This is a genomic window from Pedobacter sp. SYSU D00535, from assembly GCF_017355855.1.
In the GTDB taxonomy this organism is placed as follows: Bacteria; Bacteroidota; Bacteroidia; order Sphingobacteriales; family Sphingobacteriaceae; genus Desertivirga.
Genome location: NZ_JAFEWD010000008.1, coordinates 1 through 15,732, shown reverse-complemented (window position 1 = coordinate 15,732; position 15,732 = coordinate 1). Strand labels below are relative to the sequence as shown.

The window sequence follows — 15,732 nt, the reverse complement described above, 5'->3', positions numbered from 1 at the left end:
TTACCGGAGCTTAAGGGTTACAACAGTTAATATGGCGAGGATGATGCCGATGATCCAGAAGCGGGTCACGATCTTCGCTTCGTGATAGCCTCGTTTTTGATAATGGTGATGCAGGGGAGACATCAGGAAAATCCGTCTTCCTTCCCCAAACTTCTTCTTCGTGTATTTGAAATAAGAGACCTGCATAATCACCGACAGGTTCTCTACCAGGAATATCCCGCAAAGGATAGGAATTAACATTTCCTTGCGGATCATGATAGCAAAGGCAGCTATAATACCACCGATGGCCAGGCTTCCTGTATCGCCCATGAATACCTGGGCGGGATATGAATTATACCAAAGAAAACCTACACAAGCCCCTGTAAAAGCACCCGCAAACACAACGAGTTCTCCCGAATTAGGTATGTAAATAATATTCAAATACTGAGCAGTAATGGTATTACCTGACACGTAAGCAAGAACCGCCAGCGTAACGGCGATGATAGCAGAGGTTCCTGTTGCCAGACCATCGATACCATCAGTGATATTTGCACCGTTAGATACGGCGGTGATGATCACAATCACAAAAAACAAGAAAACGACCAGTGCATATTTCTCATAGCCTTCACCCAGGAAAGTAAGCACCTTCGCATAATCAAATTCATTGTTCTTGTAGAAAGGGATGTTGGTTTTAGTGGACTTGAGGTTTTGCGTAAAGTAGTACTCATTCCCACGCTGATGAACTTCCAGCGGTGCCGTGTTCGTCGTTGGTAGCGTTACCTGCTGTCTAACTACAATATCAGGATGAAAGTACATGGTCCAGCCAATGATCAGGGCCAGTCCTACTTGTCCCATAATTTTGAAGCGCCCGGCTAAGCCTTCCTTATCCTTCTTAAATACCTTAATATAGTCGTCGACAAAACCAATAATTCCGCACCACACCGTCGTGATGAGCATCAGGATCACGTAAATGTTTTCCAGCTTGGCAAAAAGCAAGGTTGGCAGCAAAATCCCGCCAAGGATAATAAGACCTCCCATGGTAGGTGTTCCCTGCTTCTGCATCTGTCCTTCCAGTCCGAGGTTCCGCACGGTCTCTCCCACCTGCTTTGCTCTGAGGATTTTAATGAGCTTGCTTCCATAAATTGTGGTAAAGAGAAGAGAAAAAATAATAGACATTGCCGTACGGAAGGTAATGTATTGAAACACCCCCGCTCCCGGAATATCGTATTCTCTGTCTAACCAGGTAAATAAATAGTAAAGCATCAGCTCAATAAATTAAGTTGTTCGGTCAAAATTTCTTTATCATCGAAAGGGTATTTCACACCATTAATCTCCTGGTACTTCTCGTGTCCCTTACCTGCCAAGAGAATAATATCCCCCGGTTTCGCCAAATGGACAGCCGTCCGGATGGCCTCTTTCCTATCTGCTATTGTCAACACTTTCTTCTTATTGCTAAGCACCACTCCTGCCTCCATTTCACTGATAATGGTGAGCGGGTCTTCTGAGCGCGGGTTATCCGAGGTAAGGATGACTTTGTCGCTCCACTCGCAGGCTACCTGAGCCATAATCGGGCGCTTCGCCTTGTCACGATCGCCCCCGCAGCCGATAATGGTAATTACCTGCTCCGTTCCTTTGCGGATATCCTGAACCGTATTCAGCACATTCTGCACGGCATCCGGGGTATGAGCATAATCGACAATACCGATGATCCCGTTAGGAGAAACAACGTAATCAAAGCGACCCTCAGCCCCACTCAGCCTGCTGAGTACGGTTAATACTTTTGTGTTATCCTGCTCCAGGAGCATGGCGGTTCCATACACAGCAAGCAGATTATAGGCGTTGAAGCTTCCAACCAGCTTAAACCAAACCTCCTGATAATTAATATTAAGCAGAAGCCCTCCAAACTGGTTCTCAACAATCTTCGCTTTAAAGTCGGCCAGGTTCTTCAAGCTGTAGGTCTTTTGATGCGCCCTGGTGTTCTGAAGCATCACCTTCCCGTTTTTATCATCAGCGTTCACTAACGCGAAGGCATTTTTGTCCAGACCGTCAAAAAAGGCTTTCTTCGCTTTTAGATACGCATCAAATGTCTTATGAAAATCCAGGTGATCATGGGTAAGATTGGTGAACACTCCACCTGTAAACTGTAGCCCTGCAATACGATGCTGCGCAACAGCGTGCGAACTTACCTCCATGAAACAGTAATCGCATCCCACCTCTACCATTTCTGCAAGCAGCTTGTTCAAGGCTACCGGATCGGGAGTGGTGTGAGTGGAAGGGACAATGTCCGTATGTATATGATTTTGAACTGTAGAGATTAACCCGGTTTTATATCCGAGCTCCTCAAAAAGCTTGTAAAGAAGCGTAGCAACCGTCGTTTTCCCGTTGGTACCCGTTATACCGACCAGCTTAAGCCTCTCTGACGGATTATTGTAGAAGTTAGCTGCAATCTGCCCCAGTGCTTTCGCTGAATCAGGCGTTCTGATGAACACTACATCTTCAGGAAGCACTTCAGGTAAAGCTTCACAAACAATAAAAGATGCGCCTAATTCCAAAGCTTTCTGAATGAAATCATGCCCATCGACAGCAGTACCCCGCACCGCAACAAACAGCGCGCCCTGCCCCGCTTTCCTGGAATCAAAACAAATGCTTGTTACCGGGACCGAGCTGTTTCCTTTCTGCTCAAGTAGGCTAACTCCTCTTAGTAATTCTTGCAGCTCTTTCATCTATTTAAGTTCAATAGTCACGGGATAACCTTTAACAATCCGACTGCCCGGGTCAAGAGACTGCTTTACTACTCTGCCGCTTCCCTTAACCAAAGGCTTTAAGCCGGCGCTTGCGAGCAGGTAAACCGCATCTTTCAGCCCCATTCCTGTTACATCCGGAACTGATTGAGGGATCAGTTTTACTTCCTTTACAGAGACGCCATTGTTAGTATCGACCACGTTTACAAAATCACTGTTGGCTGCAAAAAATGCTTTAACTCCCAGCGCCCGGTAAACCTTCTGCGTTGAATGCTTGTAGCCCGCTTTCGAAGGCGGCATTTTCGTATTGCCTACGTATTTAATATCCTGTACGGGATTGTACATCTCCATATCGTTCGCATATATCTTATCTGCTACTTCCCTGAAAACCGGTCCTGCTACAGAAGAAGCATAGTACGCACCCTTTGGATCTGTAAGCACAACAATCATCGAGTACTTTGGATTGTCGGCGGGAAAGTATCCGCAGAAAGAAGCTTGATAAGAACGCTTCAAACGATAACCCGCTGCACCGTTAGCGATCTGCGCTGTTCCGGTTTTACCGGCGATCCGATAGAGCGGGTTCTTTACAAATGTTTTACCCGATCCGTTTTCCACCACGCCCTCCAGCATTCCCTGCAACTTTTTCAGCGTTTCTTCTGAGCAGATCTTATCCTCAATCACTCTGGCGCCGAAGCTTTCTACCGTGTTTCCTAAACGACGGATCTCCCGAACAAACACCGGAGCCAGTAGTTTCCCGTCGTTGGCGATGGCATTATAGAACGCAAGCATCTGCAAAGGAGTCATCTTCATCTCATATCCATACGCCATCTGCGGCAAACTTAAGCCGCTCCAAAAACGACTTTCAGGGGTTTTTACCAGCGGAGATCCCTCACCAGGAATTTGGAGACCCAACTTTTCATTCAAATGAAGATTATAAAGATGATCGGTAAATTTTGACGGGTTATCTTTATAGTGCTGATACACCAGCTTCGCAATAGCAACATTTGACGACTCCTCAAAAGCCCTCTTGACAGTTAGTACCTCGTTTCCTTCGTGTGAGTCTCGAATTGTTTTCCTGAATATTTTCCATGTGCCACCTTCACAATCTACCAGTGAATTCGTATCCACTTTTCGATCTTCCAGCAGGGCTAAATAAGAAGCCAGCTTGAAGGTAGAGCCGGGCTCAGCGCTTTGCGCGATGGCATAATTGAATTTCTCTTCATAAACACCCTCGCCTACCTTGGTAAAGTTGGCGATGGCTTTCACTTCTCCCGTAGCCACTTCCATCAGGATCACACAACCGTGAGCTGCCTTACTTTTGATCAGCTGTTTGCGCAGGGCATTTTGTGCCACGTCCTGCATATTGATATCGATGGTAGAAATAATATCAGCCCCATCTTTAGGAGCGATCTCGATATCTTTATTTACGGGCATCCACACGCCACCGGCAATTCGCTGAACCAACCTCCTGCCGCTTTGACCATCTATATAACTGGCATAGGCGCCTTCAAGGCCCACCGGCTGTACATTCTCGTTTTTATAACCAATAGTACGAGCTGCTAACGTACGGAAAGGAAGAATACGTTTGTTCTTTTGAATCGCAATCAATCCTCCTTTGTAACGTCCGAGATTAAATATCGGAAACTTCTTAATAGCAGCTAGTTCCTGATGCGTTACCTTCCTTTTGATCAATAAGTACCGCGACCTGTCCCGTCTCGCTTCGCGCAGCATCCGAGAATACTGGCGCTTACTTTTATCACCAAAGAACACCGACAACTTCTCGGCGAGCGAATCTACTTTTTCATAAAATATTTTATCTTTTTCAATCCCACCGGCAACAACATCCATCCTTAGTTCATACTCAGGAACCGATGTTGCCAACAAGCTACCATCTGCTGAGTAGATATTTCCGCGAACAGCTTCTACATCTACGTACTTCGTAGAAAGACTATCAGCCATCGCCCGCCACTTCTCCCCCTGAGTAAATTGCAGGTGAAACAACTTGAACAATACTGCAAAGGCAAGCAGCACGATCAAGCCAAAGGCGATATAAACCCTTAAGATTATGTCAGTCCTGATATTCATTTACCGATACAACTATTTTGTTAGGTGGTTCAACCGGTTCAAATAATCCCAATGTGTCAACCTGATTTGCAACCTCTGTTTGCGTACTCTTCAGCATCAGGTCAGCTTTCAACGTTTTATAATCCCAACTCAACTCCTTCACCTCTTTGTTCAACTTGTCTATCTGCCGGATATTTTTCTCTGCAAAATGCCTGTTAGCGATATAGACCATCCCCAGCATTGCAAGAAAAATTATAAAGGGCATCATCTCAGTAGCCGCTTCCTTTGTCACCACACCTTCTGTCAAAAACGTGGTAAAAAAGTTTTTAGGAAGCTCTGCTTTCTCCTTCAACTCCGGCTGAGCCTCCTGCTGCTCCTCCTCTTCCAATACCTGCGCCCTAAAACGATTACTCATGGTTAACTAATAGTCTAATTTTATTTTCCTGCTACAAGCCACACAAAACCCCTAACTATAACTTAACCGCCACCCGAAGTTTTGCACTTCTTGCCCGGTTATTCTGCGCCACCTCTTCTGCACTAGCTGTAATCGCTTTTCTCACCACCGACTCCAGCGGCTTAATTTCATTTCCGAAAAAATCCTTTTCCACCTCACCCCGAAACTTCCCCTTTGCTATAAAATTTTTAACAAGTCTGTCTTCTAATGAATGATAAGACATCACCACTAGCCGACCTCCCGGCTTTAACACATCTACCGCCTGAGCTAAAAACTCCTGCAACGCCTCCAGCTCCTGGTTCACCTCAATCCTCAAGGCCTGAAAAACCTGAGCCAGGTATTTATTTTCCTTCCCTTTCGGGATATTTTTCCTGATTGCCTCCTTCAGCTCTGCAACCGTTTCGATCGGCGCATTCAATCGAGCAGTCACTACCGCCTTCGCCAGTGATTTTGCATTTTGGATTTCTCCGTAAATGCCGAAAATCTTGTGAAGATCCTCTTCTGAATACTCATTTACCACCTGCCGGGCTGTCAATGAACCGCTTTGATCCATACGCATATCCAACTCTGCATCAAAACGAATAGAAAACCCCCGCTCCGGCTGATCAAACTGGTGGGATGAAACACCTAGATCAGCCAGAACTCCATCCACTGGAATTGCCCCATACAAGCGGCAATTGTTTTTCAAAAAGCGGAAGTTTTGATCTATAAAGGTTAACCGATCATCATTAGGAATATTCTGCTGCGCATCCACATCCTGATCGAACGCCAGCAACCTGCCCTTCTCGTTCAAATGCTTCAGTATTTCCCGGGAGTGCCCACCACCACCGAAAGTAACATCGACATACACACCATCCGGCTTAATGTCCAAGCCCTCTATGCATTCTTTCAGCATAACGGGAACATGATAATCAGACATCAAGCCTCCTTCCCAAGCCACCCATCACCTCCTCGGCCAGATTTGCAAAATTCTCCGGCTCATCATCCATCTGAGCATCATAAGCTTCCTTAGCCCAGACTTCAATTTTATTAAACTGAGAAGACAATACTACATCAGACCCGATACCAGCATAATCAAGAAGAGATTTAGGAAACAAAACACGACCGGCAGCATCCAGAGAAAGCTCAGTAGCTCCGCGAGTGAAGTAGCGAATAAACTCCCTCGTCTTTTTTTCGTACTGATTCAACTTACTCAGATCTTCCATAATCCGATCCCATTCTTTTCTGCTATAAACTACTAAATGCTTCTCAAATCCCCTGTTCACCACCAATCCGTCTTTCTCCGCCTCAGGCATTTGCTTGCGCAATCCAGCAGGAACCATCATCCTACCTTTCGCATCAAGTTTACATTCAAATTCGCCTAAGAAATGAGACATCGGGTCTTATACTATTATTCAAAAGTAAAAGTAAAAACATTTCTCCCACTTTCTACCACTTTCCTCCACAAAAAGTTTTCAACAAGAAACTTTCTCCCACTTTGCCCCCAAAAGCCAGCTTTTGATGTCGCTCCGCGATTAGGGTTAAAGTGGGAGCGTCTGAAAAAAGGAGCAACGCGCCGTTGGTATGTGAAACTTTTTTTCCTTCTATTTTATTTTTTATCGGTATTATTGTCGGTAGTTTATCAACCTTAGTATCAAACCTTCAGCGCTCTCCTTATGCACAATTCATCATCCAAGAGAATTGGTTTTTCCCTTATTCTGCTGCTGTTTCTTCTAATAACTTTTAAAACCTGGGCCGCGGTGACTGTTTCGACCGCTAGCGGAGGATTAAATATATCGGCGGATAAATCAGTAGGAAGTTCAGGGGAAGCCTTTAGCCCCTTAGGTACCCTAAGTATATCGAGTAACCTCAGCACCGACTTCGCTGCTAATCAATCCAATGCCACCTTAGTTATTAGTGCACCAACAGGTTGGTTATTTAAAGAAAACGCAGGTACCGTGACCTTCAGAGGGCCCTCGATTACACAGGCCAGCATAAGCGTCGCTGCTACCACCATCACGATTACTTACAGTACCAATGGAATACAGTCGGCAGAAACAGGTATTAGCATTGCGGGGATCGAGGTAAAATGCTCCTCCAAAAGAGTGCTATCCGCCGCCAATATTACCCGTACTTCAGGCACAGCAAGTATTTCAGGATTTGGCAATGGCAGCAATTGTGGTTCCCTGTCTCAGGCGCCAGGCAACTTTGCGAAATTGCAGGTGATATTACCCGGCGAGACCGCAGCTCCCGGCACCAGCAGTGGAAAGACTGGAATAGCCAGTGTAAGACCGGCCGGCACCTCCTTCTCGTTCACAGTAAGCGCGGTAGACGAGAACTGGAACCGGATAAGCAGCAACAGTAATAGTATCCAGATCAGCAGCAGCGACCCGAATGCCAGTCTTCCTGCAGCTAACACGCTATCTTCCGGTTCCCGAAGCTTTAGCATCACGTTAAGAGCTGTCGGTGCAACAACCATTACCGCTACCAACGTTCCCGATAACACGATTAATGCTACGGTAACTACTGATGTAGTGGTAGGACCCTTTGCACGGTTACAAATTATTCTTCCCGGAGAGATTGCGACACCCGGAACAAGCACAGGCAAAACCGGCACACCTCAGCCGCAGACCGCCGGCTCGCCTTTTAATGTTACAGTCAATGCCGTAGATGCTGCATGGAATGTGATCACTACCGCAACCGATCAGATCGACATCAGTTCAACGGATGTAAATGCAACCCTCCCGCCTAACGCAGCCCTCGTCAATGGAACCCAAAGCTTCAGCATTACGATGAAGACTGCCGGCTCAAGAACGATAAGAGCAGCAGACCTTACCGATGCTTCGAAGACCGCGAATACCAGCCCTTCTTTCAACGTGCTGGCCGGACAGTTCAGCAAGTTGCTGCTCCTGTTGCCGGGCGAAAGTTTAGCGCCAGGAACCAGTGCTGGTAAAAGTGGAACGGCTACTAGCGCAGCTGCCGGCACTTCCTTTTACTTTACCGTCTACGCTACCGACGACTATTGGAATAGAGTATCCTCGGTAAGTGATCAAGTGAAAATAACATCCACTGACGGCCATGCGAACCTTCCGGCAAGTAGTACCCTAAGCTCCGGCGCAAGAAGTTTCGGGATCACGCTTCGCGGTAACGGACAACAGCAGATTTCTGCCGCAAGTACCAACAACCCTTCCCTTTCAGGCAGCGCGAACATAACGGTAGCAACAGGTGCATTCGTCAAGTTACAGATACTCTTACCCGGAGAGACAGCTGCTCCCGGAACCATCACCGGCAAAACAGGTACTCCGCAGACACAAACTGCAGGAACTTCCTTCAGCGTAGTGGTAAATGCGGTCGATGCGGCCTGGAACAGGATCAGCAGTGTTACCGACCAGATCAAGATCAGCTCGAGCGACCCGAACGCTGTTTTGCCGGCTCAACTTAATCTTTCAGAAGGAACGCAAAGCTTTAGCATTACTTTAAGGACCGCAGGGAGCAGATCTGTTACAGCAGCGGACATTAGCGATGCGAGTAAGTCGGCCGCTACTAGCAGTTCGGTAAGTGTCATTCCGGGTCCATTTGTCCAGTTGCAGATATTATTACCGGGAGAGAGCGCTGCGCCGGGGACGATAGCGGGTAAAAAAGGCACACCTACTGCAAGAAGCGCCGGCACTGCATTTGGCTTCACGGTAACCGCGGTAGACAATAGCTGGAATAGGGTCAGTACGGTAAGCGACCTGATTAAAATAAACTGCTCTGATGCGAACGCCAGCCTCCCCGCAGATGCAACGCTCTCAACAGGTACCAAAACAAATTTTTACATCACATTCAGGAACCCGGGAGAACATACCATTACCGCTAGCGACTTAAACAATGGGGCGGTGCAGGCAGCAACGAGCTCGACCTTTAGCGTCAACGTGGGAGCTTTTGCACGACTTCAGCTCCTTTTGCCGGGAGAAACGGCTGCTCCAGGCACGGCCACCGGAAAAACCGGAACGCCTACTGCCCAGACTGCCGGCGTCCCACTTAACATTACCATAAATGCCGTCGATAATGCCTGGAACCTGGTTACTTCAGCAAGCGACCTGGTAAAAGTAAGTTCGAGTGATCCGAATGCAATTCTACCGGGCAACAGCCAGCTGATGAATGGCACCCTCAGCAAGACGGTAACGCTTAAAACCTCCGGCAATAGAACGATCAGCGTGAGCGACATAACGGACGGATCAAAAACCGCTAACAGCAGTCCCTCTTTCGCCGTTCAAACAGGACCACTGGCGCAACTACAGCTCCTACTACCCGGAGAAACAACTGCGCCGGGGACCGTCAGAGGGAAAATTGGCAATCCGGCACCTCCAGCCCGCGGAACTGCTTTTACCGTCAACGTCTATGCCACGGACGAGTTCTTTAACAGGATCAGCAGTGTTAACAGTTCGGTGTCCCTCAGCAGTCCTGACCCTGCCGCCAGCATTCCTGGCTCCAGTACCTTCTCCTCAGGAGGAAGATCATTTGGGGTCAATTTGCGTAGCCCCGGGACACAAAACATCACAGCGACCGGGGCTGGATTCAGCACAACAGTAGCGGTGCCCGACAACATCGCTTTAAGTACAGCTTCTGACTATTTCCAATCCAATGGCAATGGCAACTGGTCGGATGCCTCCAGCTGGCAAAGCTCATCCAATGGGCTTACAGACTGGCATGCCGCAACCCTTGTCCCCGGCGCCGCTGCAAGTGGTATTCTTATCAACCAAGACCACCAGATTACCATTACAGCCAACACGAGCGCAGACCAGATCCTGGTAGCAGCAGGTGGAGTGCTACAGGTAAATGCATCGGTCTCCCTCTCCATTCCTGATGGTGCAGGAACCGATCTCGACGTTTACGGGACCGTCAGAAATGCAGGAACTATCAACCCTACGGGAAGTATCGTATTCCGGGAAAGCGGAAAGTATGAACATCTCTACACTACGTCGGCAGGAACGGTGCCGCTCGCTACCTGGTCGGAAGGCTCCAGCTGCGAGTTTATCAGCTTCACCAGCAACCTCAACAGCATTGGAGGGATGAATCAAAATTTCTACCACATTGTCTGGAACTGCCCGGATCAGAACGTAGCGGACAGAGGCCCCTCGCTGGGAGGCACATTCAGCACGCAATACTTCAGCCTCATCTCCACAGGGGGAGGCGAATTACGATTTGGCACTGCAGGAGGAGAGGTACTTATCAAGGACCGATTCATACAAAGCGGGGGAACGCTTACCCTAAGCTCATCAAGCGGTACCCTAAACTGCAACCTCCTCGGCGACTTCAGCTTCAACGGGGGGATTATAAAAGAGGGATCGGGTTCAGGAAAGATTAACTTCAAAGGCACAAGCGTACAAAAATTCAACCAGGGCCCGGCGGCAAGTTTTTCAGGAAGCATTGACTTTACAGTCAGCACTGGCGCTACGGTTGACTTCGGCCTTTCCGTCTTAAATGCCCCTTCCTCGAGATTTGTTCTGGAATCAGGAGGATCATTGATAACCGCACATCCTGAGGGTTTGAGTAACTCGGGTAGTACGGGTACCATTCAGACTTCCACCAGAACTTTCAGTACAGCAGGAAACTATACTTTCAATGGAGAAGACGCCCAGGTTAGCGGAAGCGGGCTCCCTGCTACCTTGAACAACCTGGTTATCCATAATAGCGAAGGACTCACGCTTAGCAGCGGATCGGGCTACACCATCAACGGCACATTGACTATTTCCAGCGGTCACCTGGATATGAGCAGCAGTAGTCTCCAGGCGGGTCCTGCCTTTAGTACTCAAGGTTCCGGCATTCTATATACCGCAAATGGCAGTAGCGCTCCCCTTCCATCCAATAAAACTTGGTCCTTTAGTGTCGCTTATCAGTCAGATCTTCCGCAAACCATCGTACCTGGCTCGTATACAAATTTGAGTTTCTCGGGGGCCGGCACTAAAACTTTAGCGGCAGGAACGGTAAACGTGAGCGGCGACTGGTCCTCTGAAGGAGGCAAAATTGATCTGCTGCTGAACAATCCGGCGATCTCCTTTTCCGGATCCAACCAGCAGCTCAATGACAATACAAACGAGGGCTTGGGATTGATTTTTAAAAATGTATCATTCAAAGGATCAGGAGTGAAGCTGTTAGAGTCCGGAAGTTTTTCTGTAGAAAGCGGAGGGACATTGAACGTATCTGAAAATGCAACTTTAAATGCAAACGGGAAGCTGTTTCTCCTTTCGGATGAGAACGGATCGGCGAGTATCGGTGCGTTGAGTGCAGGAAGTGATATTACCGGTCATGTAAACGTTCAGAGCTTCATCACCGGAAATCAAGTAGAAAGCTACCGGGGAACCCGCTCAATGTCCAGTCCCATTAATGACGCCGCTTTGAGCAAGAAGAGCTTTCAGCAACTAAAGGATTATATCCTTATTACTGGGCCGGGCAATACGAGCCGCGGCTTCGACTACGGGGGACAAAAGACGCCCGACGCCATCACCATCCAGACGTATAATGAACCCGCTTACTCCGGAAGTTCCATCTTTAGCCCGCTGCCCACCATTTTTGAATCTGCCCTTCCAGGAAAAGGCTACCTGGTCTACTTCCGGGGTAACCGGCAAGATGCAGCGGGCAAACTAAATGCACCCTATGCTGCACCCGAGGATGTGACCGTCACTTATAGCGGTCCTATCAACAAAAACACCATCTCTATTCCAGTCACCAACTCTCAAAATAAAGCTCCCCAGTATATCAGGGACGATCCCTACAACGGCTACAACCTGGTGGGCAACCCCTACCCTTCTACCATCGACTGGCACAGCCTGCTGTCCAACTCTACGAACCTGGACGATATGATTGTGCTGATCAAACCAGGAGGAGGAACGGCAACCTACATCAACGGTGTAAGTAATGGTGGAGCGACCAGGTATATACAGCCGGGCCAGGGTTTCTACGTCAAGGTTAGAAACGATGCAACGACGGGAGTCGTACAATTTACTGAAGCCTGTAAGTCGACCAGTGCTACCGGGGCGAAACTATTAGCAGCACCAGGCTCCAAGCGAGGAGTTGCACCTGTAGTTCAAAGCGCCTCCACCCGCAAGACGTTTAAACTCGTTTTAGCGGATGATGCTAATGCTGACGAAGCAACCATTGTATTCGAAAGCGGCAAATCCGAAAAAGGGACCGATGATGCGGTTTACTTCTCGGGGAGCAGCGTCAGCCTTAGTACCCTTTCAGCCGACAATCAAAACCTTGCCGTCAATTTCCTCCCGGACTTGGAAGAAGGCCGAACGATAAAACTCTTTCTGAACGCCACCGAATCGAAAAATGTTAGCCTGAACTTCCCGGACTTCAGCGACTTTGGCGAGTACGATGTATTCCTAAGGGATGCTCTCCTGGGATTAAAGGTCGATTTAAAGAAAATTAGTTTCTATGATTTCAGCATCGATAAATCAAGTGCCGCCACTTTTGGCGCTGAACGATTCACGCTTGAATTCAGCAAGAAGAAAGCACCTGCGGTAATGGTGACTGGCCTTAACGCCAGTCGCACGCTTAGGGCGGTAAACCTCCAATGGGCTTGCTCCGGCCTCGCAGAAGTAAAGACGCTGGAAGTGGAGCGGGGAACAGCGTCCAGCAACCTTTCCAAGGTCGCGACGGTTCCCTTAGGAGAAATAAAACCAGGTCAGCTGTTCCACTTTACCGACACAGACCCTAAGCCCGGATTGAACTACTATCGAATCAAATACACCCTGCTGAACGGACAGTCGGGTTACTCGGACCTTGCACAGGTAGAAATGACCGGACTAGAAGCCAGGCCGATACTTGTCTATCCTAATCCGGTATATACCGAAGTAAATATTAGCCTGCCGGAAACAGAACAACATTATATCATCTCCCTATATGATTTTTCAGGCAGAAAACTTCTTGAAATAGCAAAACAATCGTCCCTGCCTTTGCTGAATGTGAATCTGGCTTCCCTGCCTCCCGGAGCCTATTTGCTGGAAGTCCTTCAGGCAAAAACACGGAAAGTGATCACCAGAACCAAACTTATCAAACAATGACCCACGCACCTAAATCCTTGCAACGACTTCTCCAAAGAGGGGTATTTGCCCTTTTACTACTAGTTACTTCGGTGGCCACTTGCCAGGCGGACGATTGTGAGGAGTTCGGAATTGACCCTAATGACCCGGAATTTTGCGGCGGTGGAAATCCCGACGAAACAGCGCCTCTAGATGACGGAGCTATTTATTTAGTGCTGCTCGGGGGAATAGCAGGAGTGTATGTGATCAGCCGGCAGCGGAATGGCCGGATGGCTAGAGTAGGTCGAAAATAATAATGATAAAAAAATTGGCCGGGTAACATATCGACCCGGCCGCGCAAGATTTATTCGTTAATAGCTTTCACACCGGGAAGCTCTTTTCCTTCCATATACTCTAGAAGGGCTCCTCCACCGGTGGATACATAGCTCACCTGGTCTTCAAAGCCGAACTTCGCTACCGCAGCAGCAGAGTCGCCACCACCAATTAGTGAGAATGCACCATTTTGCGTAGCTGCAACTACTGCTTCAGCCACCGCTTTGGTTCCTTTTTCAAACTTTTCCATTTCAAATACACCCATTGGGCCATTCCAAAGGATGGTTTTCGAACCTGAAACTACTTCTGTGTATTTGGTCACTGACTCAGGACCGATATCCAATCCCATCCAGCCGTCCTTAATATTATCATTAGTAGCCGTATCGGTATTTGCATCAGCAGCAAAATTATCTGCAATGATAGAATCAGTAGGAAGAATCAGATTTACCCCCCTGCTTTTTGCCTTTTCGATCAGGCTCAAGGCAAGTTCCAATTTATCCTCCTCTACCAGCGACTTTCCGATCTGTCCACCCTGCGCTTTCGCAAAAGTATAAGCCATACCTCCTCCGATTAGGAGGTTGTCCACTTTCTCCAGCAAACGTTCAATCAATAGAATTTTGTCGGAAACCTTCGCACCACCCATGATAGCAGTGAAAGGCCGCTCCGCGTTGTTTAACACTTTTTCGGCGTTTTCCAACTCGGCAGCCATCAGGTAGCCAAAGTATTTAGCTGCCGGGAAAAACTTAGCAATTACTGCAGTGGAAGCATGGGCACGATGCGCTGTACCGAAGGCGTCGTTCACATACACGTCACCAAGGGTACTTAGTTGCTCTGCGAAAGCCTCATCACCTTTTTCTTCTTCTTTATAAAAACGAAGGTTTTCAAGTAGCAGCACTTCTCCATCTTTCAACGCAGCTGCTTTTTCTTTTGCCTGGTCCCCGATGCAGTCATCAGCAAATTGAACTTCCCGGCCTAACACATCAGACAGGTGCTTAACTATATGTTTTAGTGAGTATTTTTCTGTTGGACCTTCTTTCGGACGTCCCAGATGCGACATCAGGATCACGGCTCCTCCATCAGCAAGAATCTTCTTGATGGTAGGAAGGGCTCCCTGAATACGATTATCGTCAGTGATATTGAAATCTTTGTCTAAAGGGACGTTAAAGTCGACGCGGATAAGCGCCTTTTTACCCGAAAAATTTAGATTGTCGATTGTTTTCATAGTGGGTAAAGCTACAGCATTTTGATTTAAAATAAAAGGTGTGAAATCAACACTAAGTTTGATTTATATTATTAGAGAAACGTTTTTTGTCTTAAACAGCAGCTAAGGCTTTACAAAATATGGTTCGTCTGAAACACGTTGCGAAGTAGCAGATCGCGCAACTTTGAGACGCAGGGCCTCTACGAGAGACCCTGCGTCAACAGCAACCCGTATAATAATACAAACACCTCACCCTAACCCTCTCCTCAAGGAGAGGGGATGTGCCTTGATGTGTCGTCTGTCTCGTTCTAAGAAAATTTAAGGTTTTAGAATAATCCGGTTATGCGTTTACAGGTTCTCACCACACTACTGCTAGACAGGAAAAACACAACTTACCTCCGCGTAACTTAATATCGCCAACCCTGGACATCTGCGAACTACGAGATTTTGTAGGATGCTCCTAAGTTGCGTGGTTCCCTTCTCCTTGAGGAGAAGGGTCAGGGATGAGGTGACTATCTGTCTTGTCCTGAAATAGGTTTACACAAAATGTAGACAAATGGACAAACAGACATTCAGTGAATCCTTCAAAAGGATGGTGGTGGAGCAGGTAGCTCAGGGAAGAGTAAATATTGAGGAAGCCCGACGCCTTTACAACATCAGAGGCCATAGTGCGATACAGCGCTGGCAGCAAAATTTGCTTAAGTATGGCCGATGTTCTTTACTTTTGGTAACAGAGACACAAGTAATGGCACCTCCTGCGAAAGCCCCTTCATCATCTCAATCGACAGAAGAACTGCAAGCCCGGATTAAGCTGCTTGAGCGTCAGTTAGAAGACGAACAGCTACGCTTGGAGGCTTACCGGCGCATGATAGAAATTGCTGAAAGAGACTTTAATATACCTATCCGAAAAAAGTCCAATACCAAGTAATCCTGGAAACAAAAGACAGTTATCCGCATATAGGCCTGAGCCGC

General features: G+C 47.7%; 10 protein-coding genes. 3 read left to right on the top strand and 7 right to left on the bottom strand.

From position 1 onward, the window contains the following. Genes mraY through mraZ form a run of 6 tightly spaced genes read right to left on the bottom strand, consistent with a single transcriptional unit; the run spans nucleotide 1 to nucleotide 6,614 of the window. Nucleotides 1-1,242, bottom strand: coding sequence for a phospho-N-acetylmuramoyl-pentapeptide-transferase (mraY, locus tag J4N23_RS15435; protein WP_207428586.1), 1,242 nt, complete (start codon nucleotides 1,240-1,242; stop codon nucleotides 1-3). Next, complete coding sequence (locus tag J4N23_RS15430; RefSeq protein WP_207428585.1) at nucleotides 1,242-2,702, bottom strand: UDP-N-acetylmuramoyl-L-alanyl-D-glutamate--2,6-diaminopimelate ligase; 1,461 nt, start codon at nucleotides 2,700-2,702, stop codon at nucleotides 1,242-1,244. The genes mraY and J4N23_RS15430 overlap by 1 nt, the downstream gene beginning before the upstream one ends. Next, complete coding sequence (locus J4N23_RS15425; protein ID WP_207428584.1) at nucleotides 2,703-4,805, bottom strand: penicillin-binding protein; 2,103 nt, start codon at nucleotides 4,803-4,805, stop codon at nucleotides 2,703-2,705. It lies immediately after the preceding gene. Next, complete coding sequence (locus J4N23_RS15420) at nucleotides 4,789-5,199, bottom strand: FtsL-like putative cell division protein (protein ID WP_207428583.1); 411 nt, start codon at nucleotides 5,197-5,199, stop codon at nucleotides 4,789-4,791. Before J4N23_RS15420 ends, J4N23_RS15425 begins: the two co-directional genes overlap by 17 nt. A gap of 55 nt (nucleotides 5,200-5,254) precedes the next feature. Next, nucleotides 5,255-6,160 carry a 16S rRNA (cytosine(1402)-N(4))-methyltransferase RsmH gene (gene rsmH / locus J4N23_RS15415; protein ID WP_207428785.1) on the bottom strand — a complete coding sequence of 302 codons (906 nt, stop codon included), beginning with the start codon at nucleotides 6,158-6,160 and terminating at the stop codon, nucleotides 5,255-5,257. Next, on the bottom strand, nucleotides 6,150-6,614 hold the full coding sequence (gene mraZ, locus J4N23_RS15410; protein ID WP_207428582.1) for a division/cell wall cluster transcriptional repressor MraZ: 465 nt from the start codon (nucleotides 6,612-6,614) through the stop codon (nucleotides 6,150-6,152). Before mraZ ends, rsmH begins: the two co-directional genes overlap by 11 nt. Nucleotides 6,615-6,893: 279 nt before the next feature. On the opposite strand from mraZ, the gene J4N23_RS15405 reads away from it, so the two are divergent. Continuing rightward, nucleotides 6,894-13,268 (top strand): T9SS type A sorting domain-containing protein, encoded by a 6,375-nt coding sequence (locus J4N23_RS15405; protein WP_207428581.1) that lies wholly within the window; start codon nucleotides 6,894-6,896, stop codon nucleotides 13,266-13,268. Beyond that, nucleotides 13,265-13,540, top strand: coding sequence for a hypothetical protein (locus J4N23_RS15400; RefSeq protein WP_207428579.1), 276 nt, complete (start codon nucleotides 13,265-13,267; stop codon nucleotides 13,538-13,540). Before J4N23_RS15405 ends, J4N23_RS15400 begins: the two co-directional genes overlap by 4 nt. 50 nt (nucleotides 13,541-13,590) lie before the next feature. Here J4N23_RS15400 and pgk read toward each other — a convergent pair whose 3' ends face one another. Next, nucleotides 13,591-14,781 (bottom strand): phosphoglycerate kinase, encoded by a 1,191-nt coding sequence (gene pgk / locus J4N23_RS15395; RefSeq protein WP_207428577.1) that lies wholly within the window; start codon nucleotides 14,779-14,781, stop codon nucleotides 13,591-13,593. Between the two features lie 535 nt (nucleotides 14,782-15,316). Here pgk and J4N23_RS15390 point away from each other — a divergent pair. Continuing rightward, the gene (locus J4N23_RS15390; RefSeq protein WP_207428575.1) at nucleotides 15,317-15,688 is read left to right on the top strand and encodes a hypothetical protein; all 372 of its coding nucleotides are present in this window, start codon (nucleotides 15,317-15,319) and stop codon (nucleotides 15,686-15,688) included. Nucleotides 15,689-15,732: the final 44 nt, after the last annotated feature.

Excerpts from the sequence above, each read along its gene's own strand:
- J4N23_RS15425 (WP_207428584.1), bottom strand. The coding sequence starts at position 4,805 with ATGAATATCAGGACTGACATAATCTTAAGGGTTTATATCGCCTTTGGC.
- J4N23_RS15400 (WP_207428579.1), top strand. The coding sequence starts at position 13,265 with ATGACCCACGCACCTAAATCCTTGCAACGACTTCTCCAAAGAGGGGTA.
- mraZ (WP_207428582.1), bottom strand. The coding sequence starts at position 6,614 with ATGTCTCATTTCTTAGGCGAATTTGAATGTAAACTTGATGCGAAAGGT.
- J4N23_RS15405 (WP_207428581.1), top strand. The coding sequence starts at position 6,894 with ATGCACAATTCATCATCCAAGAGAATTGGTTTTTCCCTTATTCTGCTG.
- J4N23_RS15430 (WP_207428585.1), bottom strand. The coding sequence starts at position 2,702 with ATGAAAGAGCTGCAAGAATTACTAAGAGGAGTTAGCCTACTTGAGCAG.
- J4N23_RS15420 (WP_207428583.1), bottom strand. The coding sequence starts at position 5,199 with ATGAGTAATCGTTTTAGGGCGCAGGTATTGGAAGAGGAGGAGCAGCAG.
- pgk (WP_207428577.1), bottom strand. The coding sequence starts at position 14,781 with ATGAAAACAATCGACAATCTAAATTTTTCGGGTAAAAAGGCGCTTATC.
- J4N23_RS15390 (WP_207428575.1), top strand. The coding sequence starts at position 15,317 with ATGGACAAACAGACATTCAGTGAATCCTTCAAAAGGATGGTGGTGGAG.
- mraY (WP_207428586.1), bottom strand. The coding sequence starts at position 1,242 with ATGCTTTACTATTTATTTACCTGGTTAGACAGAGAATACGATATTCCG.